The organism is Gammaproteobacteria bacterium, from assembly GCA_017999615.1.
Taxonomy (GTDB): Bacteria; Pseudomonadota; Gammaproteobacteria; order JAABTG01; family JAABTG01; genus JAGNLM01.
In genome coordinates this window covers 19,516-42,768 of record JAGNLM010000002.1, presented here as the reverse complement: position 1 = coordinate 42,768, position 23,253 = coordinate 19,516, and the positions used below count along the sequence as shown (strand labels likewise).

Sequence of the window (23,253 nt, the reverse complement as noted above, 5' to 3'; positions counted from 1 at the left end):
GAGCCGGCCCTTCAGGAGTCTCCCTGGCGCGCGGGCGCGACCCGTCGCGCGATCGAAGCCCCCTCGCCGACCGGGTGACTCGGGTGCGGGTAGTAGGAGGTGACGCGCTGCACGTAGGTCTGGGTCTCCTCGTACGGGGGGATCCCGCCGTAGCGGCTCACCGCCTGCTCGCCCGCGTTGTAGGCGGCGACGGCGTGCACCACGCTGCCGTCGAACTGGCGTAGCAGCCAGCGCAGGTAGGCCATGCCCCCCTTCAGGTTGTCCTCCACGTCGAAGGGGTCCCGAACTCCGAAGCGCTCGGCGGTGTCCGGCATCAACTGCATGACCCCCATGGCGCCCTTCGGCGACACGGCCCTCGGGTCGAAGGCCGACTCGGCCTGAATGACCGCGAACACGAGGTGCGGGTCGAGGCCGTAGCGGTCGGCCAGACGCTTGACCGTGTCGACGACGGCCTTGCGCTGGGGGGATTTCAGATCGATCCGTGCAGCCATGAGGGGGCGGGTCAGCGGTGCCTGCGGTCCGACGCAGCGGGCCTTCACCGGCTTCGCCGGCATCGCCACGTGCTGGAGCATGCGCCCTGCGTGCTCGTCGCCCTGTTTTGCCGCGAGCTGGAACCAGGCCGCGGCGAGCCCGTCGTCCCGGGTGACTCCCCTGCCATTCGCGTACATCCAGCCGAGCCGGTACTGGGCCCGCGGGTTGCCCTGGCGCGCCGCCGCGCAGTAGAGCTGGACGGCCTTTCCGTAGTCCTGGCCGACCCCTTCCCCGTGCTCGTAGCGCTCGCCCCAGGCGGTCTGGGTGACGGCGTCGAAGCGCAGGATGCGCTGGACCGAGGGGCTGGCGCTGGCGCCCACCGCCGCGAGGGCTGCGGTGAGGCCGAACAGGAGGGCGGAGATTCGGTGAGAGGCCACGATCCTCCTCAAGGCAGGGGGGCGGAACCGGACCGCCCTGAATGAAAGCATCCTGTGTGCCAGGGGCGCAACAACCCCGGCGCCCCAGGGGCTTCCGGATGCCGCCGCCGGGCCGCGACCCGTGGGTGTCAAGTCTATCGACACCGCGACGTCCGGTCTTGAGCCGAGGACAGGCTAGCGCCGCCGGCTCGCAGGGGTCAACCAGGGTGTGGTGCGCAGGCCCTGCCCCCCCCCGGAGGGAGGGACCGGGGGGGCAGGGTGTGACATCCCCTTCCCGTGGTGCTAGCTTTCGGGTGTAGTCCTCAAACGGCCGCCGCTCACGCCGGCGGCACCGAATACAAGCGCGAATGACCGCGAATATAACGAAGGACTACAACAGCCTGCCCCGGCTGGACGTGGCCCCGCCTCCGCCGAAGGAGCCGGTCAAGATGGAGAACGTGGTGGGTGACGCCGCCAAGGGACTCGAGATCTCGAAACGGCGCGGGCACTGCATGACCTGCCACGTCATGGGCGACAAGAGCGACCAGGCGGGCAACCTGGGCCCGGACATCTCTCAGATCGCGACCTACCGCGACGACACCTGGCTCTACAACTATCTGAGCGACCCTCGTGTCTACAATCCGCTGAGCGCCATGCCGCCCTGGGGCACGAACAAGCTCCTGAACGAGGAGGAGATGAAGGACATCGTGGCGTTCATGAAGACGCTGAAGGCGCCCGCGGTATTGCCGAACCCGACTCTGGACGACCCGAACGTGCGGCCGGTGCCCGTGGAAACCCGGGACAATCTGGACCCGACCGAGAACCCGGGCATGTTCAGCGTCGACGAGGGCAAGGCCCTGTTCGCGAAGGTGGGCTCGACCGGGAAGTCCTGCGCTTCCTGCCACGAGAAGCCCGAGCAGGCGTTCAAGACCTGGGCGGCGTCCATGCCGAAGTGGGAGCCGCGGATGAACAAGGTCATGGTCATCGAGGAGTTCGTGGCCCGGCACGCCAAGGCGACCACCGGTGCGGACCTCCTGATGGAGACGCAGCCCAACATCGACATGGCGGTGTACTTGCGGTATCTGGCGAACGGCACGCCGATCAATGTCGACCTGGAGAGCCCGGAGGCGAAGGCCGCCCTCGAGCGGGGAAAGAAGCTGACGGCCGTGAAGGTCGGGCAGCAGAACTTCACCTGCAACGACTGCCACGAGACCGGCGCCAACCGCTGGGTGCGGGGCCAGTACCTGGCGGCCTACAAGGGAGCGTACGCCCACTTCCCGACCTTCCGCACGAGCCAGGGGGCGGTGTGGGACTTCCCGCGCCGGCTGCAGTGGTGCAACGTTGCGGTGCGGGCGAACGAGTTGATGCCCGACGCGCCCGAGTACGGTGAGCTGACGCTGTTCATCGCGGGCCAGAACCAGGGTATCCCCCTGAATGTGCCGGGGATTCGGCACTGACAGGGCCAGCGCCCCGGCGAGGGGCAGAGCGCCGTAGGGCCGGTCAGGCGCCCGGGAGCCGCCCGGGGGCCTGACCGGCCCGAGGGAATCGAGACTCGATGAGCGAGGCTGCCGAGCGGATGCTGCTGACGACGAGCCGGGCCGGCCTGCGCGTGGCCGTCCTCTTGCCCTGCTACAACGAGCAGGAGGCCATTGGCCAGGTGGTGCGGGACTTCCGCCAGGCCCTGCCCGAGGCCATCGTCTACGTCTACGACAACAACTCTCAGGACGAGACCCGCGCCCGGGCCGCGGCCGCCGGGGCCGTGGTGCGCAGTGAGAGCCAGCAGGGCAAGGGCTTCGTGGTGCGGCGGATGTTCGCCGACGTGGAGGCCGACGTGTACGTGCTCGTGGACGGCGACGACACCTACCACGCCCCGTCGGCCCCGCTGCTGGTGGAGCGCCTGCTGGCCGATCAGCTCGACATGGTGGTGGGGCGGCGGGTCACGGAGATCGAGCAGGCGTACCGCCCGGGCCACCGCCTGGGCAACCGGCTGCTGACGGGCGTGGTGGCGAGGGTCTTCGGCGACCGCTTCAAGGACATCCTCTCGGGGTACCGGGTGTTCTCGCGCCGGTTCGTGAAGTCGTTCCCCGCCCTGACCAAGGAGTTCGAGATCGAGACCGAGCTCACCGTGCACGCCCTCGAGCTCGACATGCCGATCGCGGAGGTCGACACCCCCTACAAGGACCGCCCCGCGGGGTCGGCGAGCAAGCTGAGGACCTACCGGGACGGGGTGCGGATCCTCACGACCATCCTGGTCCTGTTCAAGGAGGAGCGGCCGCTCGCCTTCTTCGGTCTCGCGGGCCTCGCCCTGGCGCTGCTCGCGCTCGGCCTCGGCTACCCGGTCCTGACGGAGTATCTCAGGACCGGGCTGGTTCCGCGGTTTCCGACTGCGATCCTGGCGACCGGTCTGATGACGCTGGCGTTCCTCAGTTTCACTTCCGGGCTGGTGCTGGAGACGGTGACGCGCGGGCGCAAGGAGCTGAAGCGGCTCGCCTACCTGACCATCCCGGGCCCGCGCTAGCCCGGTCCGCACCCGTGACCGGTTCGGCGCCGGAGTCGGCGTTGCAGGGATCCGCGAGGGGGGAGCCCCCTGTGCGCGAGTCCTCCTTGCGGGAGTCCACGGGCCAGTTCCTGCGCTTTGCGGTGGTGGGCGTGCTGGCCTTCCTCGTGGACGCGAGCGTCCTGCAGGCAGCGCTCGCGCTGGGGCTCGACCCCTACAGCGGACGCGTCGCCTCCTATCTCTGCGCGGCGACCGCCGCCTGGGCGATGAACCGCCGATACACCTTCCGGGTCCCGGGGCGAGAGGGGCTCGCCGGCGAATGGCTCGCCTATCTGGCCGCGAACGCCATCGGCGGGCTCGTGAACTACGGGACCTACGTGCTCGCGCTCTGGCTCTCCGGGGCGGTCCGGACCTGGCCGGTCCTGGGGGTGGCCGCCGGCTCGGTCGCCGGCCTCGCCTTCAACTTCGTGGTGAACAAGTACTGGGTGTTCCGGCGCAGTTGGCCCGCAAGCGCCTGAAGGTCTCCTCAATCGGTCGCGAAGGCCATCCGGTCTCCGCGCAGCGGGCAGCGGAAGGTGAGCCCCGCGGCCACGAGCTGCAGCCCCCGCGGGTCGGCGTTGCCCCGCCCGTAGCGGGGGTCGCCGAGGACCGGGTGCCCGAGGGCGGCGAGGTGGCGGCGGATCTGGTGGGTGCGGCCGGTCCGGATCCGGATCTGCACCACGCTCGCGTCACGCGCCCGGTCGTAGCGCTCGACGCGGTACTCGGTCAGGGCCGTTCGTCCGTCGAGCGGCAGGTCGATCCGGCCGATCGTACCGTGGCGTGCCGCGAGGTCGCCCCGGACCTCCGCCCGGTAGGTCTTTTCCGTGTCTTCGGCCTGCAGGGTCGCCGCCAGCCGGCGGGCGGCAGCGGGCGTGTGCGCTACCACCATGATGCCCGTGACCTCCCGGTCCAGCCGATGCACCGGGAACACCGGCCGCGGTCGCCCGCCCGCCTTCTCTGCCTGACGCAGCAGGCTCGCGTGGTCGCCGAAGCGGGTACCCTGGGCGAGCAGCCCGGCCGGCTTGAGCCACACGGTGTAGTCGCCGCGGTCCTCCAGGAGCGTCGCGTCCGGGGGGACGACGCCGAGTATCGCGGGGTCGTGGCAGAGGGTGATGTGGTCGCCCGGCTTGAGCTCGGTGGTCGCGCGGCGCAGGCGCCGTTCTCCGCCCGGGGTCCCGGGACGCCGGAGCCAGACCGCCCCCTTCACCATGGCGTCCTTCACCGCGCTCCGGGACAGCCCGCACAGGCGGGCGAGGAGCTCGCTCGCCGCCGCCTCTTCCCCGGGCAGCACGCGGTGCTCGAGGACGAAGCGCCCGGCCTGGGGGCCGGGGGCGGGCGGTGAGGACGGGGGAGTGGGGATGGGCATCGGCGGTCGGCCGGGCTGGCCTGGCGAGGTGGGACAGCGGCTAGAATAGCCGCCACCATGCGCCTGCGCACCGTCCTCTACCTGCTGGGGCTGCTGACGATGATGTTCAGCGTCTCCATGCTCCCACCGATGGCGATCGGCTGGTGGTACGGGGACGGCGAGACCGCCCCCTTCGGGGTCGCCTTCGGGCTCATGCTGGTCATCGGCTTTGTCTTCTGGGTGGTCACGCGTGGCCGCCGGCCCGAGATCCGGGGCTCCGACGGGTTCCTGGTGGTCACCCTGTTCTGGGTGGCGCTCTCGCTCCTGGGCGCTCTCCCCCTCATGCTCTCGGACCGGCCGCACATGGAGCTGGTCGATGCGTTCTTCGAGGCGGTCTCCGGCCTCACGACCACCGGAGGAACGGTCCTCGCGAGCGTCGAGAACCTCCCCCACAGCATCAATTTCTACCGCATGCAGCTGCAGTTCATGGGCGGCATGGGCGTGGTGGTCCTCGCCGTGGCCCTGTTGCCCATGCTGGGGATCGGCGGCATGCAGCTCTACCGCGCGGAGACCCCGGGGCCGATGAAGGAGGACAAGCTGACGCCTCGCATCACCGAGACCGCCAAGAGCCTCTGGGTCGTCTACGTCGGTGTGAACGCGGCCTGTGCCGTGGCCTTCTGGATCGCGGGGATGGACCCCTTCGACGCGGTCACCCACGCCTTCGCGACCGTTTCGCTCGGCGGTTTCTCGACCCACGACGCGAGCATCGGGTTCTTCGACAACGCGGCCATCGAGGTCGTGGCCGGCCTGTTCACGCTGATCGCGGGGGTGAACTTCGCGCTGCACTTCCTCTCGTGGCGCTCCCTGAGCGCACGGGTGTACACGAGCGACCCGGAGTTCCGGCTCTATGCCGCGGTGATGGGCGGGCTCATCGTCGTGACGGTGGCTGTCCTCTACGCCAGTGGCACGTTCCCCTTCTGGGAATCCCTGTATCACGGTTTCTTTCAGGTCCCTTCGATCGTGGCCACCAACGGCCTGGCGACCGCGGGGTTCCCGGGCAGCTGGCCGGTCTTCGTGGTGATCCTTCTGGTGCTCGGGAGCTTCTTCGGGGGGTGCGCGGGGTCGACCTGCGGTGGCATCAAGTCCATCCGCTTCCTGCTCCTGTACCGCCAGAGCGGCCGGGAATTGAAGCTGCTCATCCACCCGCGCGGGAGCTTTGCCATCAAGCTCGGCAACCGCGTCATCGACGAGCGGGTGATGACGGCGGTGTGGGCCTTCTATTTCCTGTACATCCTCTCCTTCTGCGCGCTCTCGCTCGCCCTGGTGGCCACGGGGGTCGACGGTGCGACGGCACTCGCCTCCGTCGCCGCGGGGCTGAACAACATGGGCGTCGGGTATGGGGGCACGGCGGCCGGCTTCGGCGGACTGAACGACATCGCCAAGTGGCTGCTCAGCTTCTCCATGCTGCTCGGTCGCCTCGAGGTCTTTCCTCTCCTGATGCTGTTCTACCCGGGCTTCTGGCGGCGATGACCCGCCTGCGGAGGCCCGCCTTCACGGGCCGCGAGCCCGATGGCCTCGCGGCCGAGTGCCCTTTCTGACAGGGAGATAGCGCGCATGACGGCACGGCAGTTGATGAAGGAAAGACCCATGGTTCTCCCGCACACGGCGCGCCTGCGGGACGCCGCACGGCTCATCCTGGAGCACCGCTTCCGCAACGTCCCGGTGGTGGACGAGTCCGGCAGGTACCTCGGGGTGGTGAGCGCGAACCGCTTGCTCCAGATGGTCCTGCCGAAGGCTGCCTTCATGGAGCGGTCGGGCATCGACAGCCTGCCCTTCGTCAAGGACACGCTCGCGGATTTCCGGGAGCGGTGGCGGGAGGTCGCCTCCACCCCGGTCCTGGAGTGCCTCGACACGGACCTGGAGACCGTGACCCCGGAGACCCCGATTGCGGAGACCCTGCTCTCGCTGTACCACAATCGCACCAGCTTGCCCGTGGTGGACGCCACGACGATGCGGCTCGTCGGGATCGTTTCGCACTGGAGCGCGGGCGCTGCGATGGTAGGGGAGGGGTCGCCATGAGTCCGGATACCGTCCACTCCGTACAGTCCGTCGTCTTCGGCCTGGATCCGCGCTGGGTCGCGGGGGGGCTGTTCGTCGTCACCTACGCGGTCGTCATGAGCGAGCGCGTGAACCGCGCCATCGTCGCGCTGCTGGCCGCCGGCCTGATGATCTTCGCGGGCATCCTGACCCAGGACGCCGCGATCGACGGGGTGGACTTCAACACCCTGGGCCTGCTGACGGGGATGATGGTCATCGTGGCGGTCACCAAGCGCTCGGGGGTGTTCCAGTACCTGGCGATCTGGTCGGCCAAGAAGGTCCAGGCCCGACCCTGGGGCATCCTGGTGATGCTCACGCTCGTGACCGCACTGCTGTCCGCGTTCCTCGACAACGTCACGACCGTCCTTCTGATCGCCCCCGTCACCCTCCTCATCGCCGAGGAGCTGCGGGTGAGCCCCTACCCCTTCCTGTTCAGCGAGATCTTCGCCTCCAACATCGGCGGCACCGCGACGCTCATCGGCGACCCCCCGAACATCATGATCGGGTCGGCGGTCGACCTCACGTTCAACGACTTCGTGATGAACCTGAGCCCGGTGGTCTTGGTGGTCCTCCTGGTGACGCTGGTGCCCATCTACCTCATCTGGGGCCGGAAGATGCACGCCGAGCCCCAGTATCGGGAGCGGGTGATGAGGTTCGACGAGCGCGAGGCGATCACCGACCCGCGGCTCCTGAAGCAGTCGCTCTCCGTGCTGGGGCTGGTGCTCACTGCCTTCGTGCTGGCCCACCCGCTCCACCTGGAGCCGGCGACCATCGCCATGTTCGGCGGGGCGCTCCTGCTGCTCCTTGCCAACTGGCCTCACGGCGCCGACGAGCAGGCCCGCAACGTCCACCACGCCTTCACCGAGGTGGAGTGGGTGACGATCTTCTTCTTCGTGGGGCTGTTCATCGTGGTGCACGGGCTCGACTCCACCGGGCTGCTGCGGATGCTGGCCGAGTGGCTCGCCGCGGCGACCGGGGGGGACCTGACCGTGACCGCGCTGTCCATCCTCTGGGTCTCGGCCATCGCCTCGGCCGTGGTCGACAACATCCCGTTCGTCGCGACCATGATTCCGCTCATCAAGTCGATGGCGCCGACCTTCGGGGGGCCGGAGGGGTTGATGCCGCTCTGGTGGTCGCTCTCGCTCGGGGCCTGCCTGGGAGGCAACGGGACCCTGGTGGGGGCCAGCGCGAACCTGATCGTGGCGGGCCTCGCGGAACGGGCCGGGCAACCGATCCGCTTCGTTCCGTTCCTGCTCGCCGCTTTTCCCCTGATGCTGCTCTCCATCGTGATCAGCACCGTATACATCTACCTGCGCTATCTCTAGGCGCGGGGGGGCGAGACGTGGGAGCACGGGGCCCCGCAGGGCCGGGGGCGCGGGCCCCGGGGGGTCAGCGGCGCGGGCGCTTCAGGGTGTCCTGCAGCGCGTCGGGCTCGGAGACCACGATCTGGTGGTCTGCGGTCTCGATCCAGCCCCGGCGCCGGAAGCTGGCGATCACCCGGCACAGGGTCTCGGTCGTGAGGCCGAGCATCGACGCCAGCTCCGAGCGCCGGGAGGGGTTCCCGCCGATGGGGAGCGCCGGCTCCTCCGGGTCGTGGTTCGCCAGAAGGTAGGAGGCCACCCGCTGCTCGGCGCTGTGCAGGGAGACGCTGCGGATCTGGCCCACCAGGGCGTGCAGGCTCCGGCTGATGACCGCCAGCATCTGCCAGGTGAGCTCCGGGTGCTGGCGGAGGTGGCGCATCAGCGAGAAGGCGTCGATGGCGACGAGACGGGTGACGTCCAGGGCCACGGCGTTCACAGGGTAACCCTGGCCCGAGAACATCGCCGCCTCCGCGAAGGTCTGGCCTGCCCCGACGAACTCGAGCGCCTTCTCGTGCTGGTCGGAGCCGAGGAGATAGAGCTTGACGAGGCCGCTGATGCAGCAGTACACGGCGCTGCAGGGCTCCCCCTCGCGGAAGAGTTCCTCCTCGGGGCTGAAAGAGGCCAGCCGGGAGAAGCGCGCCACGGCCTCCAGGTGGGCGTCGGGAAACGCCGAGAAGAGGGTGGTGGCGCGCAGGGTCTCCGTCACCAGGGGTATCGGTGTGGTCGTCCCGGAGCCGTTGGGAGCCCTCATCCTCATGGGCCTGAATGGTACCTCGACTGGCCTTTGATGCGGATCAATCGGTCCATTGTCGACCCCACGAGCGGTGGGTCATCCTTCGAACGCAGCCCGATTTGTGTACTTTTTTTGCCTCTGCCGGGAACTTCGGCGGTGTCTGCTTTGTCGAAGGGCGTCGGCCCGGGTGGCGCGGGAGGTCTGCGGGCTTGCAGGGTGTGGCGAGTGCCTGATCGGGGTGAGCCCCCGCTCAGGCCCTTGCACAGAGGAAGGCAGCGGTTCGGGCGGTTTGGACGGGCGCTGCCGGTTGGGTTCACGAGGGGTCGAGCCATGCTACAAAAGAAGTGGGTGCACGTGGCGACGGGCCTGCTTTTCCTCGCCGGCGGCGCAGGGAGCGCCTGGGCGGCGGATAAGCCGGCACCGACACAGACGGTTCCCGCGGCGAGTTCCGGGGCCGTCAAGCCCGTGCAGGAAGAGGTTTGCTACGGGTGTCACGTCCAGATCAAAGAGATGCACGTTGCCGGCAAGCACGCCAGCATCAACTGCGCGTTCTGCCACACGGGAAGTGAGGAGCACATCGCCAAGGGGCCGATGTCCAAGCCGGTCACCCTCACGGGTCACTCCGTGTGCGGCACCTGCCACGCGGACCAGTACGGCTCCTTCCTCGAGATGCAGCTGAAGTCCGCGGCGCGCATCGAGAAGGCTTCCTTCGGAAGCCGGTCGCCGATGTTCGACAAGCTGATCCAGGGCCACGGCTTCGCGTTCGAGCACTGCGAGCCGCGCCAGCACGTGTTCATGTTGATGGATCACCTGATCGTAGACCGCGCCTACGGCGGCCGGTTCCAGCTGAAGAACTGGACCGAGGTCACCAACACGAACGCGGCCTCCAAGGACCTGTGGTCGATCCTGGTGGACGTGGAGCCCTCCACCGACGAGCAGAAGAAGTTCCTCCCGTACTCGGCGACGGCGGCGAACCCGGTCTGCTTGACCTGCAAGACCCAGGACCACATCCTGAAGTGGAAGTACATGGGCGACCCCGATCCTCGCGCCAAGTGGGATCGCACGTCCAAGACGGTGGCCTTCGCGCGTGACCTGAAGCACGGCCTGAACTGCTTCTACTGCCACGACCCGCACTCGACCGCGCCGCGCGTCGTTCGCGACGGCCTGATCCAGGCGGTGGTGGACCGCGGCCTCGGGACCTACCCCTACGACAAGGCGAAGAGCGAGAAGAGCCAGATCAAGAAGGTCATGTTCCGGGACTTCCGGGCCATCGGCCTCCTGAGCCGGCCCGACTCCAACGTCATGTGCGCCCAGTGCCACGTGGAGTACAACTGCAACCCGGGCTTCGACACCCGGACCGGCGAGTACTCCGTGAAGATGGACAGCCAGCTGACCAACTTCTTCCCGTGGGCCAACATGCTGGACTACAAGGCGACCATGGACAAGGTCTTCTTCCGCGACTTCAAGCATGCGGTGACCGGCGCCCTGATCACCAAGATGCAGCACCCGGAGGCCGAGACCAACTGGGGCAGCAAGCACGAGCGTGCGGGTGTGGAGTGCAAGGACTGCCACATGCCGAAGGTGAAATCGGGCCTGCAGGGCAAGACCTACACTTGGCACGGTCAGCGGAGCGCGAAGTACCAGCTCCACGACACCTGCTCCAAGTGCCATGCCTGGACCGAGGAAGAGGCCGAGTATCAGATCGACAACATCCAGAACATGATCAACGGAAAGATCATCAAGGCGGAGTTCTGGATCTCGCAGTTCATCGATGCCTTCGCGAAGGCCAAGGCCGCGTGCGTGGACGAGGAGACCCTGAAGAAGGCTCGCGACATGCACGAGACCATGCATCCGCTCTGGGAGTGGTGGACTGCCGAGAACTCGGTGGGCTTCCACAACCCGGCGATCGCGCGTGAGTCCCTGTCGAAGGCGATCACGCTGGCCCAGGACGGCATGAAGATGCTGAACGAGGCCGCTGCGAAGGCGTCGAAGTGCGCCGTGGCTGCGAAGTAATGTAGGGCTCGTTCCCCTGAAGGACGGGGGGGCCGGCGGATGCCGCGCCCCCCCCTTTTTTTGTCGTATCCTCCGGACGGTTCCGGAACCTCCCGTTCTTCGCGCGGCCTCCACGATGATTCCCGAACTCGGCCACTTCGCCCTGGTTCTCGCGCTGGTCCTGGCGGCGGTCCAGGGGCTCGTGCCGCTGGCCGGTGCCGCCCGCGGCGATTCGCTCTGGATGGGGATGGCCCGGCCGGTCGCCGTGGGGCAGTTCGCGTTCGTCGCGCTCGCCTTCGCCGCGCTCGCCTACGCCTTCCTGGTCAACGACTTCTCGGTGGAGAACGTCGCCCACAACTCGTATTCGAAGCTCCCGGCCATCTACCGTTTCACGGCCCTCTGGGGGTCCCACGAGGGGTCGCTCCTCCTGTGGACCCTGTTCCTCGCGGGGTGGACGGCCGCGGTGGGCCTCGTCGGCCGGCAACTCCCACGCGACCTCCTGGCACGGGTCATCGGGGTCATGGGGCTCGTCAGCACCGGCTTCCTGCTCTTCCTGCTGACGACCTCGAGCCCCTTCCGCCGTCTCTCCCCGGTGCCCATGGAGGGCGCCGACCTGCACCCACTGCTTCAGGACCCGGGTATGGTGGTGCATCCGCCCATGCTGTACCTGGGTTACGTCGGTTTTTCGGTCGCCTTCGCCTTCGCGGTCGCCGCACTGATCGCCGGCCGGCTCGACGCGGCGTGGGCCCGCTGGGCGCGGCCCTGGACCACCGCGGCCTGGGTTTGCCTCACCGCGGGGCTTGCGCTCGGCAGTTGGTGGGCCTACTACGAGCTGGGCTGGGGTGGGTGGTGGTTCTGGGACCCCACGGAGAACGCCGCGCTGATGCCCTGGCTCTCCGGGACCGCCCTGGTGCACTCGCTGGCGGTGGTGCACAAGCGAGGGTCGCTCCGGGTCTGGACCCTGCTGCTCTCGATCACCACGTTCGCCCTGAGCCTCCTCGGCACCTTCCTGGTGCGCTCCGGGGTGCTGTCCTCCGTGCACGCCTTCGCCATCGACCCCGCCCGGGGCGTGTTCATCCTGACCCTGCTGACCCTCGTGGTCGGTGGCCCCCTGCTGCTCTTCGCCCTGCGCGCGCACCGCCTTGCCGGGGCCCGCGGCTTCGCCCCGCTGTCCCGGGAGTCGCTCCTGCTCGCGGGCAACGTGCTGCTGCTCACCGCCGCCGCCTTCGTGCTGCTCGGGACCGTCTACCCCCTGGTCCTCGACGCCCTCGGTTTCGGCAAGGTCTCCGTGGGGCCCCCGTACTTCGAGGCGGTCTTCGTGCCGGTGGCCCTGCCGTTCCTCCTGTTGCTGGGACTGGGACCCCTGACCCTCTGGGGCGAGGACAGGCCGGGTGCTCTGTGGCGGAGGGTTCGTGGCGCGGCGTTCCTGAGTGTGGCCATCGCGCTCGGGGCGGGCCTCGCGCTCCACATCTGGCGTCCCCTGCCCGGGGTCGGTCTGGGGCTCGCGGCCTGGATCGCGGTGACGACCCTCGCCAGCGTGCTGGCGCGCTGGCGTGCCGCCCCCGGCGGGCCGTTCGCGCGGACCGCGGCGCCGCCCGCGAGCTTCTACGGCATGACGCTCGCGCACCTGGGCGTGGCCGTGGCCGTGATCGGCGTCAGTCTCGTCGGTGGCCTCGCCTCCGAGCGCCACGTCCGGATGGCCCCCGGGGACACCGTCAGCCTCGGCGGCTACACCCTGCTCTTTTACGGCGTGGCCCGCGTGGACGGCCCGAATTACGTGGCGGCGCAGGCCGCGGTCGAGGTGACGGGGGCCGGGCGGGAGTCCCACCTCCTGCGTCCCGAGAAGAGGGTCTACAGCGCCTCGGAGATGACCATGACCGAGGCCGCGATCGACTCGCGCCCCAGCCACGACCTCTATGTCTCCCTGGGTCAGTCGCTCGGCAACGGGGCGTGGAGCGTCAGCGTGTACCTGAAGCCGTTCGTGTCCTGGATCTGGGGCGGTGCGCTGCTCGCCGTCCTGGGCGGGCTGGTGACCCTGGCGGGCCGGCGGGGCCGGGCGGGCCCCGTGATGGGGGTGTTCCTGGCCGCCTCGCTTGCGGCGGGGGCGTCCTTCGCGCCGGACGCAGGGGCCCGCGAGGCCCAGCCGCTTGCCGAGGACCCGGTGAGCGAGGCACGCCTCGTGCGGCTCGCCCAGGAGCTGCGCTGCGTGGTGTGCCAGAACGAATCCCTCGCCGGCTCGCGGGCCGACCTCGCCGAGGACCTGCGCCGCGAGATCCGCGACCTGATGCGCGCCGGGCACTCGGACGAGGAGGTCGTCGAGTTCCTGGTCCAGCGCTACGGTGATTTCGTGCTGTACCGTCCCCGGGTCAAGCCGGAGACGTGGCTGTTGTGGTTCGGACCGGCAGTGATTGCGGCCTCGGCAATCGCCGGCCTGCTCGCGTACCTGCGTCGTGCCAGGGCCACGAACGTGCCCCCCGCCGAGGGGGCGACCTCGCCGGCGCAGCCGGAATCCCTTCCCCTCGACCCGGAGTCACACCCCTCATGACCATGCCTCGAGAGACCATCCTGTTCTGGGTCCTGGCGGCCGCCCTGGTGGTGGTCGGACTGGCCTTCATCCTGGCGCCGCTCCTGCGCCGGCGCGACGCGGCCGAAGCTGGAGGCACGGCCCGGGGGCGCCTCGCGCTCCTGCTGGCCGTCCTGGTCCCCGCCGCGGCCATTGGCCTGTACGTGTTCCTGTCGCGGGTGGAGCCGCCCCGGCCCGCGGCGGAACCGGCCGTGGGCGCGAGCGCCGAGGCGACCGCCGCGGTTTCCCCTGGCGAGGCGACGGCGGCTGCCCCCGTGCCCGGGACTCCGGCAGCGGCGGCGGAAGGCGCCCCGGGCGTCCCGGCGGAGGGGACTCCGGCCGTCCCCGGGGGGGAGGGGGCTGCCCTGCCGGCCGAGCCCACCCTGCCGGAGCTCGAGGCGCGGGTCCAGGAACGCCCCGACGACGGAGAGGGCTGGCTGCTGCTCGGCAGGCACTACGTGCAGGCGGAGCGGGCCGAGGACGCCGTCCGGGCCCTGAAGCGCGCCACCGAGCTCCTGCCCGAGCAGGCGAGCGCGTGGTCGGCGTACGCCGAGGCCATTGCCATGGCGCGGGGTACCGACCTGGAAGGCGAGCCGATGGCCCTCGTGTACAAGGCGCTGGAGCTGGACGTGACAGACCCGAAGGCCCTGGAGCTCGCCGGGCTGCACCACTTCAGCAAGGGCAACTACAAGCAGGCGGGCTTCCACTGGAAGCGCCTGCTACGCGTCCTGCCCGAGGGTACGCCGTTCGCCGAGGAGATCGCCTCCGCCGCCCGGGAGGCCCGGCGCCGCGCGGAGGCGGGTCTTGGCGTGACGCTCGGAGAGACGCTGCTGCCGGCGCAGAGCCCCACCCCCGAGGCCGCCCCGGTGGAGACCGTCCCGCCCGCGCCCTGATCCGTTACGTCTTCCCGGCTACGCGGCCGCCGCCAGCCTCTTGCGGCGGCCGTTTTTTCCCAACATCATGCCGCCGCCCGCGGTCCCGGTCCGGCATCCGCCCGAGCCTGCCTGCGGCGCATTCGAGCACAGGCGCGGACTGGATCGGAGGGGACGGCATGCTGGGCCCAGGCGACAAGGCTCCCGATTTCTCATTGCCGGACACCGAGATGCACCTGCGCACCCTCGGCGAGTTCGCAGGGCGCAAGCTGGTGCTGTACTTCTACCCGAAGGACGACACCCCGGGGTGCACCCTGATGGCCACGGATTTCACCGAGCTCCTCGACGAGTTCGAGGCCGAGGGCGCGGACGTGACCGGGGTGAGCCCCGACGACTGTTTCAGCCACCAGGCCTTCCGGGACAAGTACGGCCTGAAGGTCACTCTCCTCGCGGACGTGGACCGGGAGGCGTGCGCCAGCTACGGGGTGTACCAGGAGAAGGAGAAGAACGGGCTCAAGGCCATGGCTATCGTGCGGTCGACCTTCGTCATCGACCCGGAGGGGAAGGTCCGTATCGCCGAGTACGGGGTGTCCCCGAAGGGCCACGCGGCGCGGGCCCTCGAGTGGGTGAAGGAGATGGGGTGAGGGGGGCCGGGCAGCGCACCTGCCCGCCGGGGCCGCTCTCATGACCGATCCGGAGCCCGTCGTCTACCGCGTTGCCGCCGCGGAGCCGGCCGCCCACCGCTTCCAGGTCACCTGCACCGTCTCGGACCCTGACCCCGAGGGCCAGCTCTTCCGTCTTCCCGCCTGGATCCCGGGCAGCTATCTCATCCGGGAATTCTCGCGCCACGTGCTCGGTTGCCGAGCCGAGGCCGGCGGGAGGCCCGTCGCCGTTTGGAAGGTCGACAAGCAGAGCTGGCGTTGCGCCCCGGTGGCCGGGCCGCTGTCCCTCGTCTACGAGGTCTACGCGCACGACCTGTCGGTGCGCGGCGCCTACCTGGACGCCGACCGCGCCTACTTCAACGGCGCGAGTCTCCTGGTCTACGCCGTGGGGCGGGAGCACCGCCCCTGCCGACTGGAGCTGGTATGCCCCGGGGCCGAAGGGGCGCGAGACTGGCGGGTGGCGACCACGATGCCCCGCGCAGGGGCCGTGCCCGGGGGGCTCGGGACCTACGCGGCGGCTGACTACGACGAGTTGATCGACCACCCGGTCGAGGTGGGCCGGCTCACGCTCGTGGAATTCGAGGCCGGCGGGGTCCCGCACGAGGTCGCGATCTCGGGCGGGCACCGCGTGGATTGCGAGCGTCTCGCCCGGGACCTTCGCCGGGTCTGTGAGTGCCACTGCGGTCTCTTCGGCGGCGCCCCCCCGTTCGAGCGCTTCCTGTTCCTGGTCACGGCGGTCGGCGAGGGTTACGGGGGGCTCGAGCACCGCGCCAGCGCGAGCCTGCTCTGCCGGCGGGACGACCTCCCGCCGCCCGGGGACGGGCCCGTCGCGGAGGGATACCGGACCTTCCTCGGGCTCGCGAGCCACGAATACTTCCACGCCTGGCTGGTCAAGCGGATCCGGCCCGCGGCCTTCACTCCCTACGACCTGACCCGGGAACAGTACACCACGCTGCTGTGGGCCTTCGAGGGAGTCACGTCCTACTACGACGACCTGGCGCTCGCGCGGGCAGGGGTCATCGAGGTGTCGGACTACCTGCAGCTCCTCGGCGAGACCGCCACTCGTGTCTGGCGCACCCCGGGGCGATTGCGCCAGACGCTCGCGGAGTCGAGCCTCGACGCCTGGATCAAGTTCTACCGCCCCGACGAGAACACCCCCAACGCGGTGGTCAGCTACTACGCCAAGGGGGCGCTGGTGGCCCTCGCGCTGGATCTGACCCTGCGCCAGCGCACGGGGGGCGCCCGGAGCCTGGACGACGTCCTGCGGGCACTCTGGGAGCGTTACGGACGCACCGGCGTCGGAGTCCCCGAGGACGGTGTGGAGCGTGAGGCCGAGGCCGTGGCGGGAGCGCCGCTCGGGGAGTTCTTCGAGCGGTTCGTGCGCGGGACGGAAGACCCGCCGCTGCGCGAGCTGCTCGCCTGGGTCGGCGTCGACTTCCGCCTGCGACCCGCCGAATCGGCGGAGGACCGGGGTGGGCGACCGGCGAGCGGCCCGGAGCGGGCCGAGCGGCCCGCGCTCGGCGTGCGCACGGAGGCCGCGGAGGGCGGGGCGCGTCTGACGCACGTGTACGATGGTGGCGCCGCCCAGGCCGCGGGGCTCTCCGCCGGAGACCTGCTGGTGGCCCTGGACGGGTTGCGGGTGAGCCACGGGACCCTGGACCGGGCGGTGTCCCGGCACGCGGTCGGGAGCCGAGTCCAGGTCCACGCCTTTCGCCGGGACGAGCTCGTCGAGCGGTCCGTGACGCTCACCCAGGCCCCCCTCGACACCTGCGTCCTCACCCTGCGGGAGGACGTGGACGAGGCGACCCGCGAGCGGCGCGGCGCCTGGCTCGGGGTGGGTCGGCCCGCCAGCTGAGGGGCGTGACCGAGGGGAGACAGACCACCGGCTGAGCCCGTTCCCGGGGACCCGGCCGAGGAGGGAGAGAGTGTCCGAGACGACCCCTGAGCGCCGCGACGTCCTGGTGTCGTTGCAGGGTGTGCGCAAGGGCTACCGGGAGGGCGACCGGGAGCGGGTGGTCTTCGCCGGCCTGGACGCCGAGATCGAGCGGGGACGGGTGACGGTCCTCCTCGGGCGCAGCGGCACCGGCAAGTCGACGCTGCTCAACCTGGTGAGCGGCATCGACCTGCCGGACGCCGGCGAGGTCATCGTGGACGGCCGGAGCCTGACCGCGCTCGGGGAGCGGGAGCGCACCCTGTACCGCCGGCGCCACATCGGTTTCGTCTTCCAGTTCTTCAATCTGGTCCAGACCCTGACCGTGCGCGAGAACTTGCGCCTGCCCCTGGAGCTGAACGGGGTGCGCGGGGCGCGGGCCGACTCCGCCGTCACGGCCCGCCTGGAGCAGGTGGGGCTGGCCGACCGGGGGGAGAGCTTCCCCGACCAGCTCTCCGGGGGGGAGCAGCAGAGGGTCGCCATCGCGCGGGCACTGGTGCACGACCCGCTGCTGCTCCTCGCCGACGAGCCGACCGGGAATCTGGACGGGGAGACGGGGCGGGGGGTGCTGGAGCTGTTGGGGCGCCTCGTCCACGGGACCGGGCGCACGCTGGTCATGGTCACCCACAGCAGCGAGGCGGAGGCCTACGCGGACCGCTGCCTGGTCCTGGTGGACGGACGCCTGCAGGAGCGGGGGCGGGGGGCGGTGTGAGTCCTTTGCTCGGTGTCGCCGTATGGCGCCACGCCCTGCGTCACCCCGTGCAGCTCGCCCTGGCGGTGCTCGGCATCGCGCTCGGGGTGGCCGTGGTCGTGTCCATCGACCTCGCCAACGGGAGCGCCCTGCGGGCCTTCGAGCTCTCCGCCGAGGGGTTGGCCGGGCGGGCGACCCACGCCATCGAGGCGGGTCCCGCCGGGTTCCCCGAGCAGGTCTACGTGGACCTGCGTCTGCGCGCCCGCGTGCCCGCCGCGCCGGTCGTCCAGGGCTACGTGGCGCTGCTCGACCACCCGGGGCGCGCGCTCCTGCTGCTCGGCGTGGACCCCTTCGCGGACCAGCTGGTGCGCTCTTTCGTGGCCGGCCCCGGGGAGACCGGCGCGGCGCACCTGCCGGCCCTGCTCACCCGGCCGGGGACGGTCCTGCTGTCGGTCCCCCTGGCGCGCGCGCTCGGCGTCGGCGAGGGCGGCCGGCTGGCCCTGCGGGCCGCGGGGCTGCGGGTGGCGGTCACCGTGGCGGGGCTCCTGGAGCCCGCGGACGAGCTGGCGCGCCAGACCCTGGAGGGGGTAATGGTGGCCGATGTGTCCACCGCCCAGGAGGTGCTCGGGCGGGTGGGGCGCCTGTCCCGGATCGACCTCGCCCTGGGCCCGGATGCCCAGGGCGACCTGGAGCGGGTGCGGGCCCTGCTTCCGCCCGCGGTGAGCCTGGGGCCGGCCGGCTCCCGGGCCACCGTGCTCGACCAGATGACGCGCGCCTTCCGCCTGAACCTGACCATGCTGAGTCTGCTGGCGCTGCTGGTCGGGGTCTTCCTCATCTACAACACCATGACCTTCTCCGTGGTCCAGCGCCGGGCCCTGTTCGGAACGCTCCGCGCGCTCGGCGCCACCCGGGGCGAGGTCTTCGCGGCCGTGCAGGGCGAGGCGCTGCTGGTGGGCGCGACCGGTACCGCCCTCGGGCTCATGCTTGGCGTGGTCCTCGCGGACGCCTTCCTCGCCCTGGTCACGCGCACCATCAACGACCTCTACTTCACCCTCCACGTGCGCGCCGTGCACGTGGAGTGGCTGTCGCTGGCCAAAGGGGTGGCCCTGGGGGTCCTGGCGACCGCTGCTGCCGCGGCCCTGCCGGCCCGCGAGGCGACCCGTATCCCGCCCCGGGCGACGCTGGCGCGCTCCACCCTCGAGTCCGGCGTGCGGCGCCGCCTGCCGGCCGCCGCGCTCGTGGGGGCGGGGATGCTGGGCGCGAGTGCCGCCCTGCTGGCCCTGCCGGGGGGCAGCCTCGCCGTGGGCTTCCTCGCCCTCTTCGGGGTGATCCTGGGGTTCACGCTCCTCACCCCCGGTGCCCTGGTCCTGGTGCTGCGCCCCCTGCCGGCGTGGCTCGGGCGCGCCGGCAGCGTGCTCGGCCCGCTCGCGGTGCGCGGTGTCTCCGCGGGGCTGAGCCGCACCGGCGTTGCGGTCGCGGCGCTGATGGTCGCCGTGGCCACGACCGTGGGCGTCGGGGTCATGGTCGACAGCTTCCGGCGCAGCGTGGCCGTGTGGCTCGAACAGACGCTTCGGGCGGACGTCTACGTCTCCGCGCCCACCGCCATGTCCGCCCGCGGCGGCGGCAGTCTCGATGCGCGCCTGCTGCCGCGCCTCGCCGCCGTTCCCGGGGTCGTGGGCACCAGCACGGCACGCACACGCGAGGCGCTCTCCTCGCTCGGGCCGGTCAGGCTGAGCGCCTACGCCCTGAACCCGAGCAGCCGGAGGGGCTTCCGGTTCCTGGAGGGTGACCCGGCGACGGTCTGGCCCGACTTCGAGGAGCAGGAGCGGGCCATCGTCTCCGAGTCCTTCGCTTACCGCCACGGGGTGGGGCGGGGCTCGCGGCTCACGCTCCACACGGACCGGGGGGAGCGTGAGCTCACCGTGGCCGGGGTCTACCGGGACTACGGCTCGGACCGGGGGGTAGTGGCGGTGAGCCGCCGGACCTACGACCGCTACTGGGACGACCCCGGGGTGGCGGCCGTCGGGCTCTACGCCGGGCGGGGCGTCGACCTGGCCGCGCTCCTGTCCGAGGTCCGCGCGGTGGTGGGGGCGGACGAGGCGGTGGTCGTCCAGTCCAACCGCGACCTGCGCCAGGCCTCGCTGGCCGTCTTCGACCGCACCTTCGCGATCACCTACGCGCTGCGGGGACTGGTCACCCTGGTGGCCTTCGTGGGGGTCCTGAGCGCGCTGATGGCCCTCGAGCTGGAGCGGGGCCGGGAGGTCGCCATCCTGCGGGCCATCGGCGCGACCCGCGGCCAGGTCTGGGGCCTGGTGCTGTCCCAGACCGGGCTGCTGGGCACGCTCGCGGGGCTCTTCGCCGTTCCGCTCGGCCTCACCCTCGCCTTCATCCTGATCCAGGTGATCAACCGCCGCTCCTTCGGCTGGACCCTGGACGTGCACGTGGACCCCTGGCTGCTCCTCCAGGCGGTCGCCCTCGCGGTCGTGGCCGCGATCGCGGCGGGTCTCTACCCGGCGCGGCGGATGGCCGGCACGTCGCCCGCCCGGGCGTTGCGCGAGGAGTGAGGTCGGGACGTCCCTGTCCCGGGCCGGCGCGCCTCCGCGTGCGCCGCTAGGGCAGGAGGTCCAGCAGCCGCTTCGCTTCCGTCTTCCAGGCTGCCTCGCCGGCGCCCGCAACCGCCGCCTCCAGCTCCTGGCGCGCGCGAGCCATGTCGCCCGAGCGGGCCAGCGCAGCCCCCAGGTGATACCGGATCTCCGCCTCCCGCGGGGCCTTCTCCGCCGCCTGGCGCAGGAGCTGCACGCCCTGTTCCACCTGGCCCTGCTGCACCCGGATCCAGCCGACGGTGTCCAGGATGGCGGGGTTCTCCGGGGCCTCGGCGAGGGCGCGTTGCGCGAGGTCCGCCGCCCGCGGGTCCTTCGATTCGAAATAGAGCCAGGCCAGGTTGTTCAGGGCGACGGCGTTCTTGGGCTGCTGCGAGACCAGGAGCTCGTACTCCTTCGCCGCCGCATCCCGCTGGCCCGAGGCCTGGAGGGTGCTCGCGAGCGCCAGGCGCACCGCGCCGTCCTGGGCGTGCTGGGCGAGCCAGTCGCGCATCGCCTGCAGGCCGCCGGCCTCGTCGCCCTCGGCCCGGCGGGCCTGGGACAGCTTCAGCACCACGTCCGCGCCGCCTCCCTTGGCCAGGGCGTCCTGGTAGGCTGCCGCGGCCTCGACCGGTTGCCGGGCGGCGAACAGCATGTCCCCCTCGAGGCCCGGGCCCGCAGGGGACGCGGGGTAGAGGGCCTTCAGCCGATCGACGCGCTCCCGGGCCGCCTCCGGCTTCCCTGCGGCGATGTCCAGGCGCCCGAGCCCCAGGAGGGCCCCCGCGTGCTTGCCCTCGGAGAGCTCGAGCGCGCGGGAGAACGAGGCGCGAGCCTCCTCCCGCTTGCCGGTCGCGAACTGCGCGGCAGCGAGGCGCGCGTGCAGGTCGGGGGTCTTCACGCCCTTCGCCACCAGGGCAGCGAAGGTGCGCGCCGCATCGGCCGGGTGGCCCGAGAGCAGCTCGGTCTGGCCCTGCAGCCCCAGCGCGACGGTGTTCTCGGGGGCGAGCTTGACCGCCTCCTGCGTCACCTCGACCGCCTTCGCGAGAGGGCCGTTGTCGAGATAGTAGGCGGCGAGCATCAGCCGGGGCTCCAGGGCGTTCGGGTGGTGCTGGCGCGCTCGCTCCAGGAGCTCCACCGCCCGCGGCCCGTCGTTCGCCTCGCCGGCCAGCCGGCCGAGGCCGACCAGCGCCTGTACGTTGTGCTCGTCGCGGGAGAGCACCGACTCGTAACGGGCGCGGGCAGCGTCGCGTTTGCCCTCGCGCACGTCCAGCTGAGCCAGGTTGAGGGCGGCCGGCGCGAAGGCCGCCGAGACCTTCAGGGCCTGCTCGAAGGCGGCCCGGGCGCTCGGCGTGTCCTGCTTCGCGAGGTAGGCCGCGCCGACGAGATTGTGGGCCAGGGGGTTCTCGGGCTGGCGCTCGGCGAGCCTGCGGGCCGCCGCCAGGGCCTCGTCGGTCTGGCCCTGGCGCAGGTGGGTCAGCACGAGCAGGACCTCGGCCTGCCCCGTGCCGGCGCCGAGGTCGACCGCCGACTGCAGCTCGGCCACGGCCTCCTTGGCCTCGCCGGTGGCCAGGTGGGTCAGGGCGAGCTGGGTGCGGATGGCCGCGACGTCGGGCGCCAGCTGGCTCGCCTGGGTGAGGTACTCCTCCGCCCGGGCAGCGTCACCCTTGCGCAGGTGGGCCGTGCCGAGGAGCGCCAGGAGTTGCGGGTCCCCGGCGGCCTGTTTCGCGGCCGGGGCGAGCGCCTCGAGGGCCCGGTCGGGCTCGTTGCGGGCGAGCCGCACCGCCGCCAGGAGCTTGCGCGAGGCCATGTGGTCCGGGACCGCGGCGCTGTAGTGGGAGAGGTGCTCCTCGGCCTGTTCCAGCCGGCCCTCGGCGTAGTCCACCGTGCCGAGCAGCAGGAGGCTCGGCAGGTGATCGGGGACGACCCGCAGCACGTCGCGCAGGGCTTCCTGGGCCCCGCTCATGTCCTTGCGCTGGTAGGCGATGGCCCCCCGGAGGTAGTTGGCGAGCGGCTCCTGGGGCGACTGCTTGCGTACCTGCTCCACCTGCGCCGAGGCCCCATCCAGGTCCCCCCGGGCGAGCTTGGCGCGGGCGAGGGCGAGACGGGCGGACGTGTTGCGCTCTCCGCCCACCTCGAGGGCCTTCGCGAAGGCCGCCTCGGCGCCCTCCAGATCGCGGCGTGCCAGCAGCAGCTCACCGCGCAGCAGCAGGGACCGGAGGTCGTCGGGGCTCTTCTCCAGGGCCAGGGTCACCTGCTTCTGCGCATCCTCCGTGCGGCCCTCGGCGAGGGCGAGGCTGGCGAGACCCAGCCGCGCGGCGGTGAGGCCGGGCTCGGCCTCCAGCGCCCGGTTGAAGGCGGCGCGGGCCTCCTCCCGCTGCCCGAGGCCGAGATGCGCCTCGCCCTGCAGGACCAGCACCCGCGCCGAGGGTGGGTCGGCCGGTGCCTTCGCCAGTTGGTCCAGGGCCTCCTGGTACTTGCGTTCCAGCAGCAGGGCGCGGGCGAGCGTGAGGGGCAGCTCAGGGTCCGAGGCGCCGAGCCGCCCGGCGCGCGCCAGCTCTTTCTCGGCTCCGGCGCCGTCGCCGAGGTCCAGGTAGACCCTGCCGAGCAGCAGGCGCGCCTGGGCGTTCTCCGGCTCCTTCTGCAGGGCGTTCTTCAGCTCGATGACCGAAGCGCTGAGATCCCGCTTGTCCACGAAGGCCCGGGCGCGGTCGACGTGCTCGGCCGCCGTGGGACCCGCGTCGCAGGCGGGCAGGGCGATGGCGAACAGGACGGGGAGGGCGAGGCTCTGGCGTAGGCTCGGGGTGCGCGGCATCGGTCTCTCTCGCTGTGCGGGGGGGCGTCAGCAGACGCCGACGGGACCCCACTGACGTGGCTGGGCGGCCGGCGCAAGCCGGCCCCATCCGAATGGATAGCGTCCGGCGGGGCAGAGGATACACCCGAGAGAGGGTGGTTACGGGGAGTGACCCGTTGGCGGGGTCCCCCGCAACGAGGAAAGGGCGGCCCGG

17 protein-coding genes are annotated in these 23,253 nt (G+C 71.3%); 13 read left to right on the top strand and 4 right to left on the bottom strand.

From position 1 onward, the window contains the following. Window positions 1-11 precede the first annotated feature (11 nt). The gene (locus tag KA217_03425) at window positions 12-959 is read right to left on the bottom strand and encodes a transglycosylase SLT domain-containing protein (GenBank protein ID MBP7711502.1); all 948 of its coding nucleotides are present in this window, start codon (window positions 957-959) and stop codon (window positions 12-14) included. A gap of 296 nt (window positions 960-1,255) precedes the next feature. Here KA217_03425 and soxA point away from each other — a divergent pair, with 296 nt between their 5' ends. From soxA to KA217_03410, 3 genes are all read left to right on the top strand, one after another. Then, entirely contained in the window at window positions 1,256-2,344 is a 1,089-nt protein-coding gene (soxA, locus tag KA217_03420; GenBank protein ID MBP7711501.1) for a sulfur oxidation c-type cytochrome SoxA, read from the top strand. Window positions 2,345-2,463: 119 nt separating this feature from the next. Then, a complete protein-coding gene (locus KA217_03415) occupies window positions 2,464-3,405 on the top strand; it encodes a glycosyltransferase (protein MBP7711500.1) in 942 nt (313 codons plus the stop codon). A gap of 86 nt (window positions 3,406-3,491) precedes the next feature. Then, window positions 3,492-3,902 carry a GtrA family protein gene (locus KA217_03410; protein MBP7711499.1) on the top strand — a complete coding sequence of 137 codons (411 nt, stop codon included), beginning with the start codon at window positions 3,492-3,494 and terminating at the stop codon, window positions 3,900-3,902. Window positions 3,903-3,910: 8 nt separating this feature from the next. Here the strand turns inward: KA217_03410 and KA217_03405 are convergent, their stop codons facing one another. Further along, entirely contained in the window at window positions 3,911-4,789 is an 879-nt protein-coding gene (locus KA217_03405; protein MBP7711498.1) for an RluA family pseudouridine synthase, read from the bottom strand. Window positions 4,790-4,846: 57 nt separating this feature from the next. Between KA217_03405 and KA217_03400 the strand changes: the two genes are divergently transcribed. The 3 genes from KA217_03400 (at window position 4,847) to KA217_03390 (ending at window position 8,190) form a co-directional block, all read left to right on the top strand. After that, a complete protein-coding gene (locus KA217_03400; protein ID MBP7711497.1) occupies window positions 4,847-6,298 on the top strand; it encodes a potassium transporter in 1,452 nt (483 codons plus the stop codon). Between the two features lie 84 nt (window positions 6,299-6,382). After that, a complete protein-coding gene (locus KA217_03395) occupies window positions 6,383-6,847 on the top strand; it encodes a CBS domain-containing protein (GenBank protein ID MBP7711496.1) in 465 nt (154 codons plus the stop codon). Then, on the top strand, window positions 6,844-8,190 hold the full coding sequence (locus KA217_03390) for an ArsB/NhaD family transporter (GenBank protein MBP7711495.1): 1,347 nt from the start codon (window positions 6,844-6,846) through the stop codon (window positions 8,188-8,190). Before KA217_03395 ends, KA217_03390 begins: the two co-directional genes overlap by 4 nt. A gap of 64 nt (window positions 8,191-8,254) precedes the next feature. Here the strand turns inward: KA217_03390 and KA217_03385 are convergent, their stop codons facing one another. Next, the gene (locus KA217_03385; GenBank protein ID MBP7711494.1) at window positions 8,255-8,983 is read right to left on the bottom strand and encodes a Crp/Fnr family transcriptional regulator; all 729 of its coding nucleotides are present in this window, start codon (window positions 8,981-8,983) and stop codon (window positions 8,255-8,257) included. 306 nt (window positions 8,984-9,289) lie between these two features. Here KA217_03385 and KA217_03380 point away from each other — a divergent pair, with 306 nt between their 5' ends. From KA217_03380 to KA217_03350, 7 genes are all read left to right on the top strand, one after another. After that, complete coding sequence (locus KA217_03380; GenBank protein MBP7711493.1) at window positions 9,290-10,972, top strand: ammonia-forming cytochrome c nitrite reductase subunit c552; 1,683 nt, start codon at window positions 9,290-9,292, stop codon at window positions 10,970-10,972. A 115-nt stretch (window positions 10,973-11,087) separates the two neighbouring features. Further along, window positions 11,088-13,496 carry a heme lyase CcmF/NrfE family subunit gene (locus KA217_03375; protein ID MBP7711492.1) on the top strand — a complete coding sequence of 803 codons (2,409 nt, stop codon included), beginning with the start codon at window positions 11,088-11,090 and terminating at the stop codon, window positions 13,494-13,496. Beyond that, on the top strand, window positions 13,493-14,407 hold the full coding sequence (locus KA217_03370; protein MBP7711491.1) for a tetratricopeptide repeat protein: 915 nt from the start codon (window positions 13,493-13,495) through the stop codon (window positions 14,405-14,407). The genes KA217_03375 and KA217_03370 overlap by 4 nt, the downstream gene beginning before the upstream one ends. A 158-nt stretch (window positions 14,408-14,565) precedes the next feature. Further along, window positions 14,566-15,030: a peroxiredoxin gene (locus tag KA217_03365; protein ID MBP7711490.1), complete on the top strand. Its 465-nt coding sequence runs from the start codon at window positions 14,566-14,568 to the stop codon at window positions 15,028-15,030. Window positions 15,031-15,070: 40 nt separating this feature from the next. Next, on the top strand, window positions 15,071-16,903 hold the full coding sequence (locus tag KA217_03360) for a M61 family metallopeptidase (GenBank protein ID MBP7711489.1): 1,833 nt from the start codon (window positions 15,071-15,073) through the stop codon (window positions 16,901-16,903). Window positions 16,904-16,973: 70 nt separating this feature from the next. Further along, window positions 16,974-17,690 (top strand): ABC transporter ATP-binding protein, encoded by a 717-nt coding sequence (locus KA217_03355; protein MBP7711488.1) that lies wholly within the window; start codon window positions 16,974-16,976, stop codon window positions 17,688-17,690. Next, complete coding sequence (locus KA217_03350; protein MBP7711487.1) at window positions 17,687-20,233, top strand: ABC transporter permease; 2,547 nt, start codon at window positions 17,687-17,689, stop codon at window positions 20,231-20,233. Before KA217_03355 ends, KA217_03350 begins: the two co-directional genes overlap by 4 nt. 46 nt (window positions 20,234-20,279) lie before the next feature. Here the strand turns inward: KA217_03350 and prsT are convergent, their stop codons facing one another. Next, window positions 20,280-23,060, bottom strand: a complete 2,781-nt coding sequence (gene prsT, locus KA217_03345; GenBank protein ID MBP7711486.1) for a PEP-CTERM system TPR-repeat protein PrsT — start codon at window positions 23,058-23,060, stop codon at window positions 20,280-20,282. Between the last annotated feature and the right edge of the window lie 193 nt (window positions 23,061-23,253).

What these genes read in the sequence shown, in the direction of transcription:
- prsT (MBP7711486.1), bottom strand. Translation starts at nt 23,060, where the DNA reads ATGCCGCGCACCCCGAGCCTACGCCAGAGCCTCGCCCTCCCCGTCCTG.
- KA217_03400 (MBP7711497.1), top strand. Translation starts at nt 4,847, where the DNA reads ATGCGCCTGCGCACCGTCCTCTACCTGCTGGGGCTGCTGACGATGATG.
- KA217_03360 (MBP7711489.1), top strand. Translation starts at nt 15,071, where the DNA reads ATGACCGATCCGGAGCCCGTCGTCTACCGCGTTGCCGCCGCGGAGCCG.
- KA217_03425 (MBP7711502.1), bottom strand. Translation starts at nt 959, where the DNA reads ATGCTTTCATTCAGGGCGGTCCGGTTCCGCCCCCCTGCCTTGAGGAGG.
- KA217_03370 (MBP7711491.1), top strand. Translation starts at nt 13,493, where the DNA reads ATGACCATGCCTCGAGAGACCATCCTGTTCTGGGTCCTGGCGGCCGCC.
- soxA (MBP7711501.1), top strand. Translation starts at nt 1,256, where the DNA reads ATGACCGCGAATATAACGAAGGACTACAACAGCCTGCCCCGGCTGGAC.
- KA217_03380 (MBP7711493.1), top strand. Translation starts at nt 9,290, where the DNA reads ATGCTACAAAAGAAGTGGGTGCACGTGGCGACGGGCCTGCTTTTCCTC.
- KA217_03390 (MBP7711495.1), top strand. Translation starts at nt 6,844, where the DNA reads ATGAGTCCGGATACCGTCCACTCCGTACAGTCCGTCGTCTTCGGCCTG.
- KA217_03395 (MBP7711496.1), top strand. Translation starts at nt 6,383, where the DNA reads ATGACGGCACGGCAGTTGATGAAGGAAAGACCCATGGTTCTCCCGCAC.
- KA217_03375 (MBP7711492.1), top strand. Translation starts at nt 11,088, where the DNA reads ATGATTCCCGAACTCGGCCACTTCGCCCTGGTTCTCGCGCTGGTCCTG.
- KA217_03365 (MBP7711490.1), top strand. Translation starts at nt 14,566, where the DNA reads ATGCTGGGCCCAGGCGACAAGGCTCCCGATTTCTCATTGCCGGACACC.
- KA217_03405 (MBP7711498.1), bottom strand. Translation starts at nt 4,789, where the DNA reads ATGCCCATCCCCACTCCCCCGTCCTCACCGCCCGCCCCCGGCCCCCAG.
- KA217_03385 (MBP7711494.1), bottom strand. Translation starts at nt 8,983, where the DNA reads ATGAGGATGAGGGCTCCCAACGGCTCCGGGACGACCACACCGATACCC.
- KA217_03415 (MBP7711500.1), top strand. Translation starts at nt 2,464, where the DNA reads ATGCTGCTGACGACGAGCCGGGCCGGCCTGCGCGTGGCCGTCCTCTTG.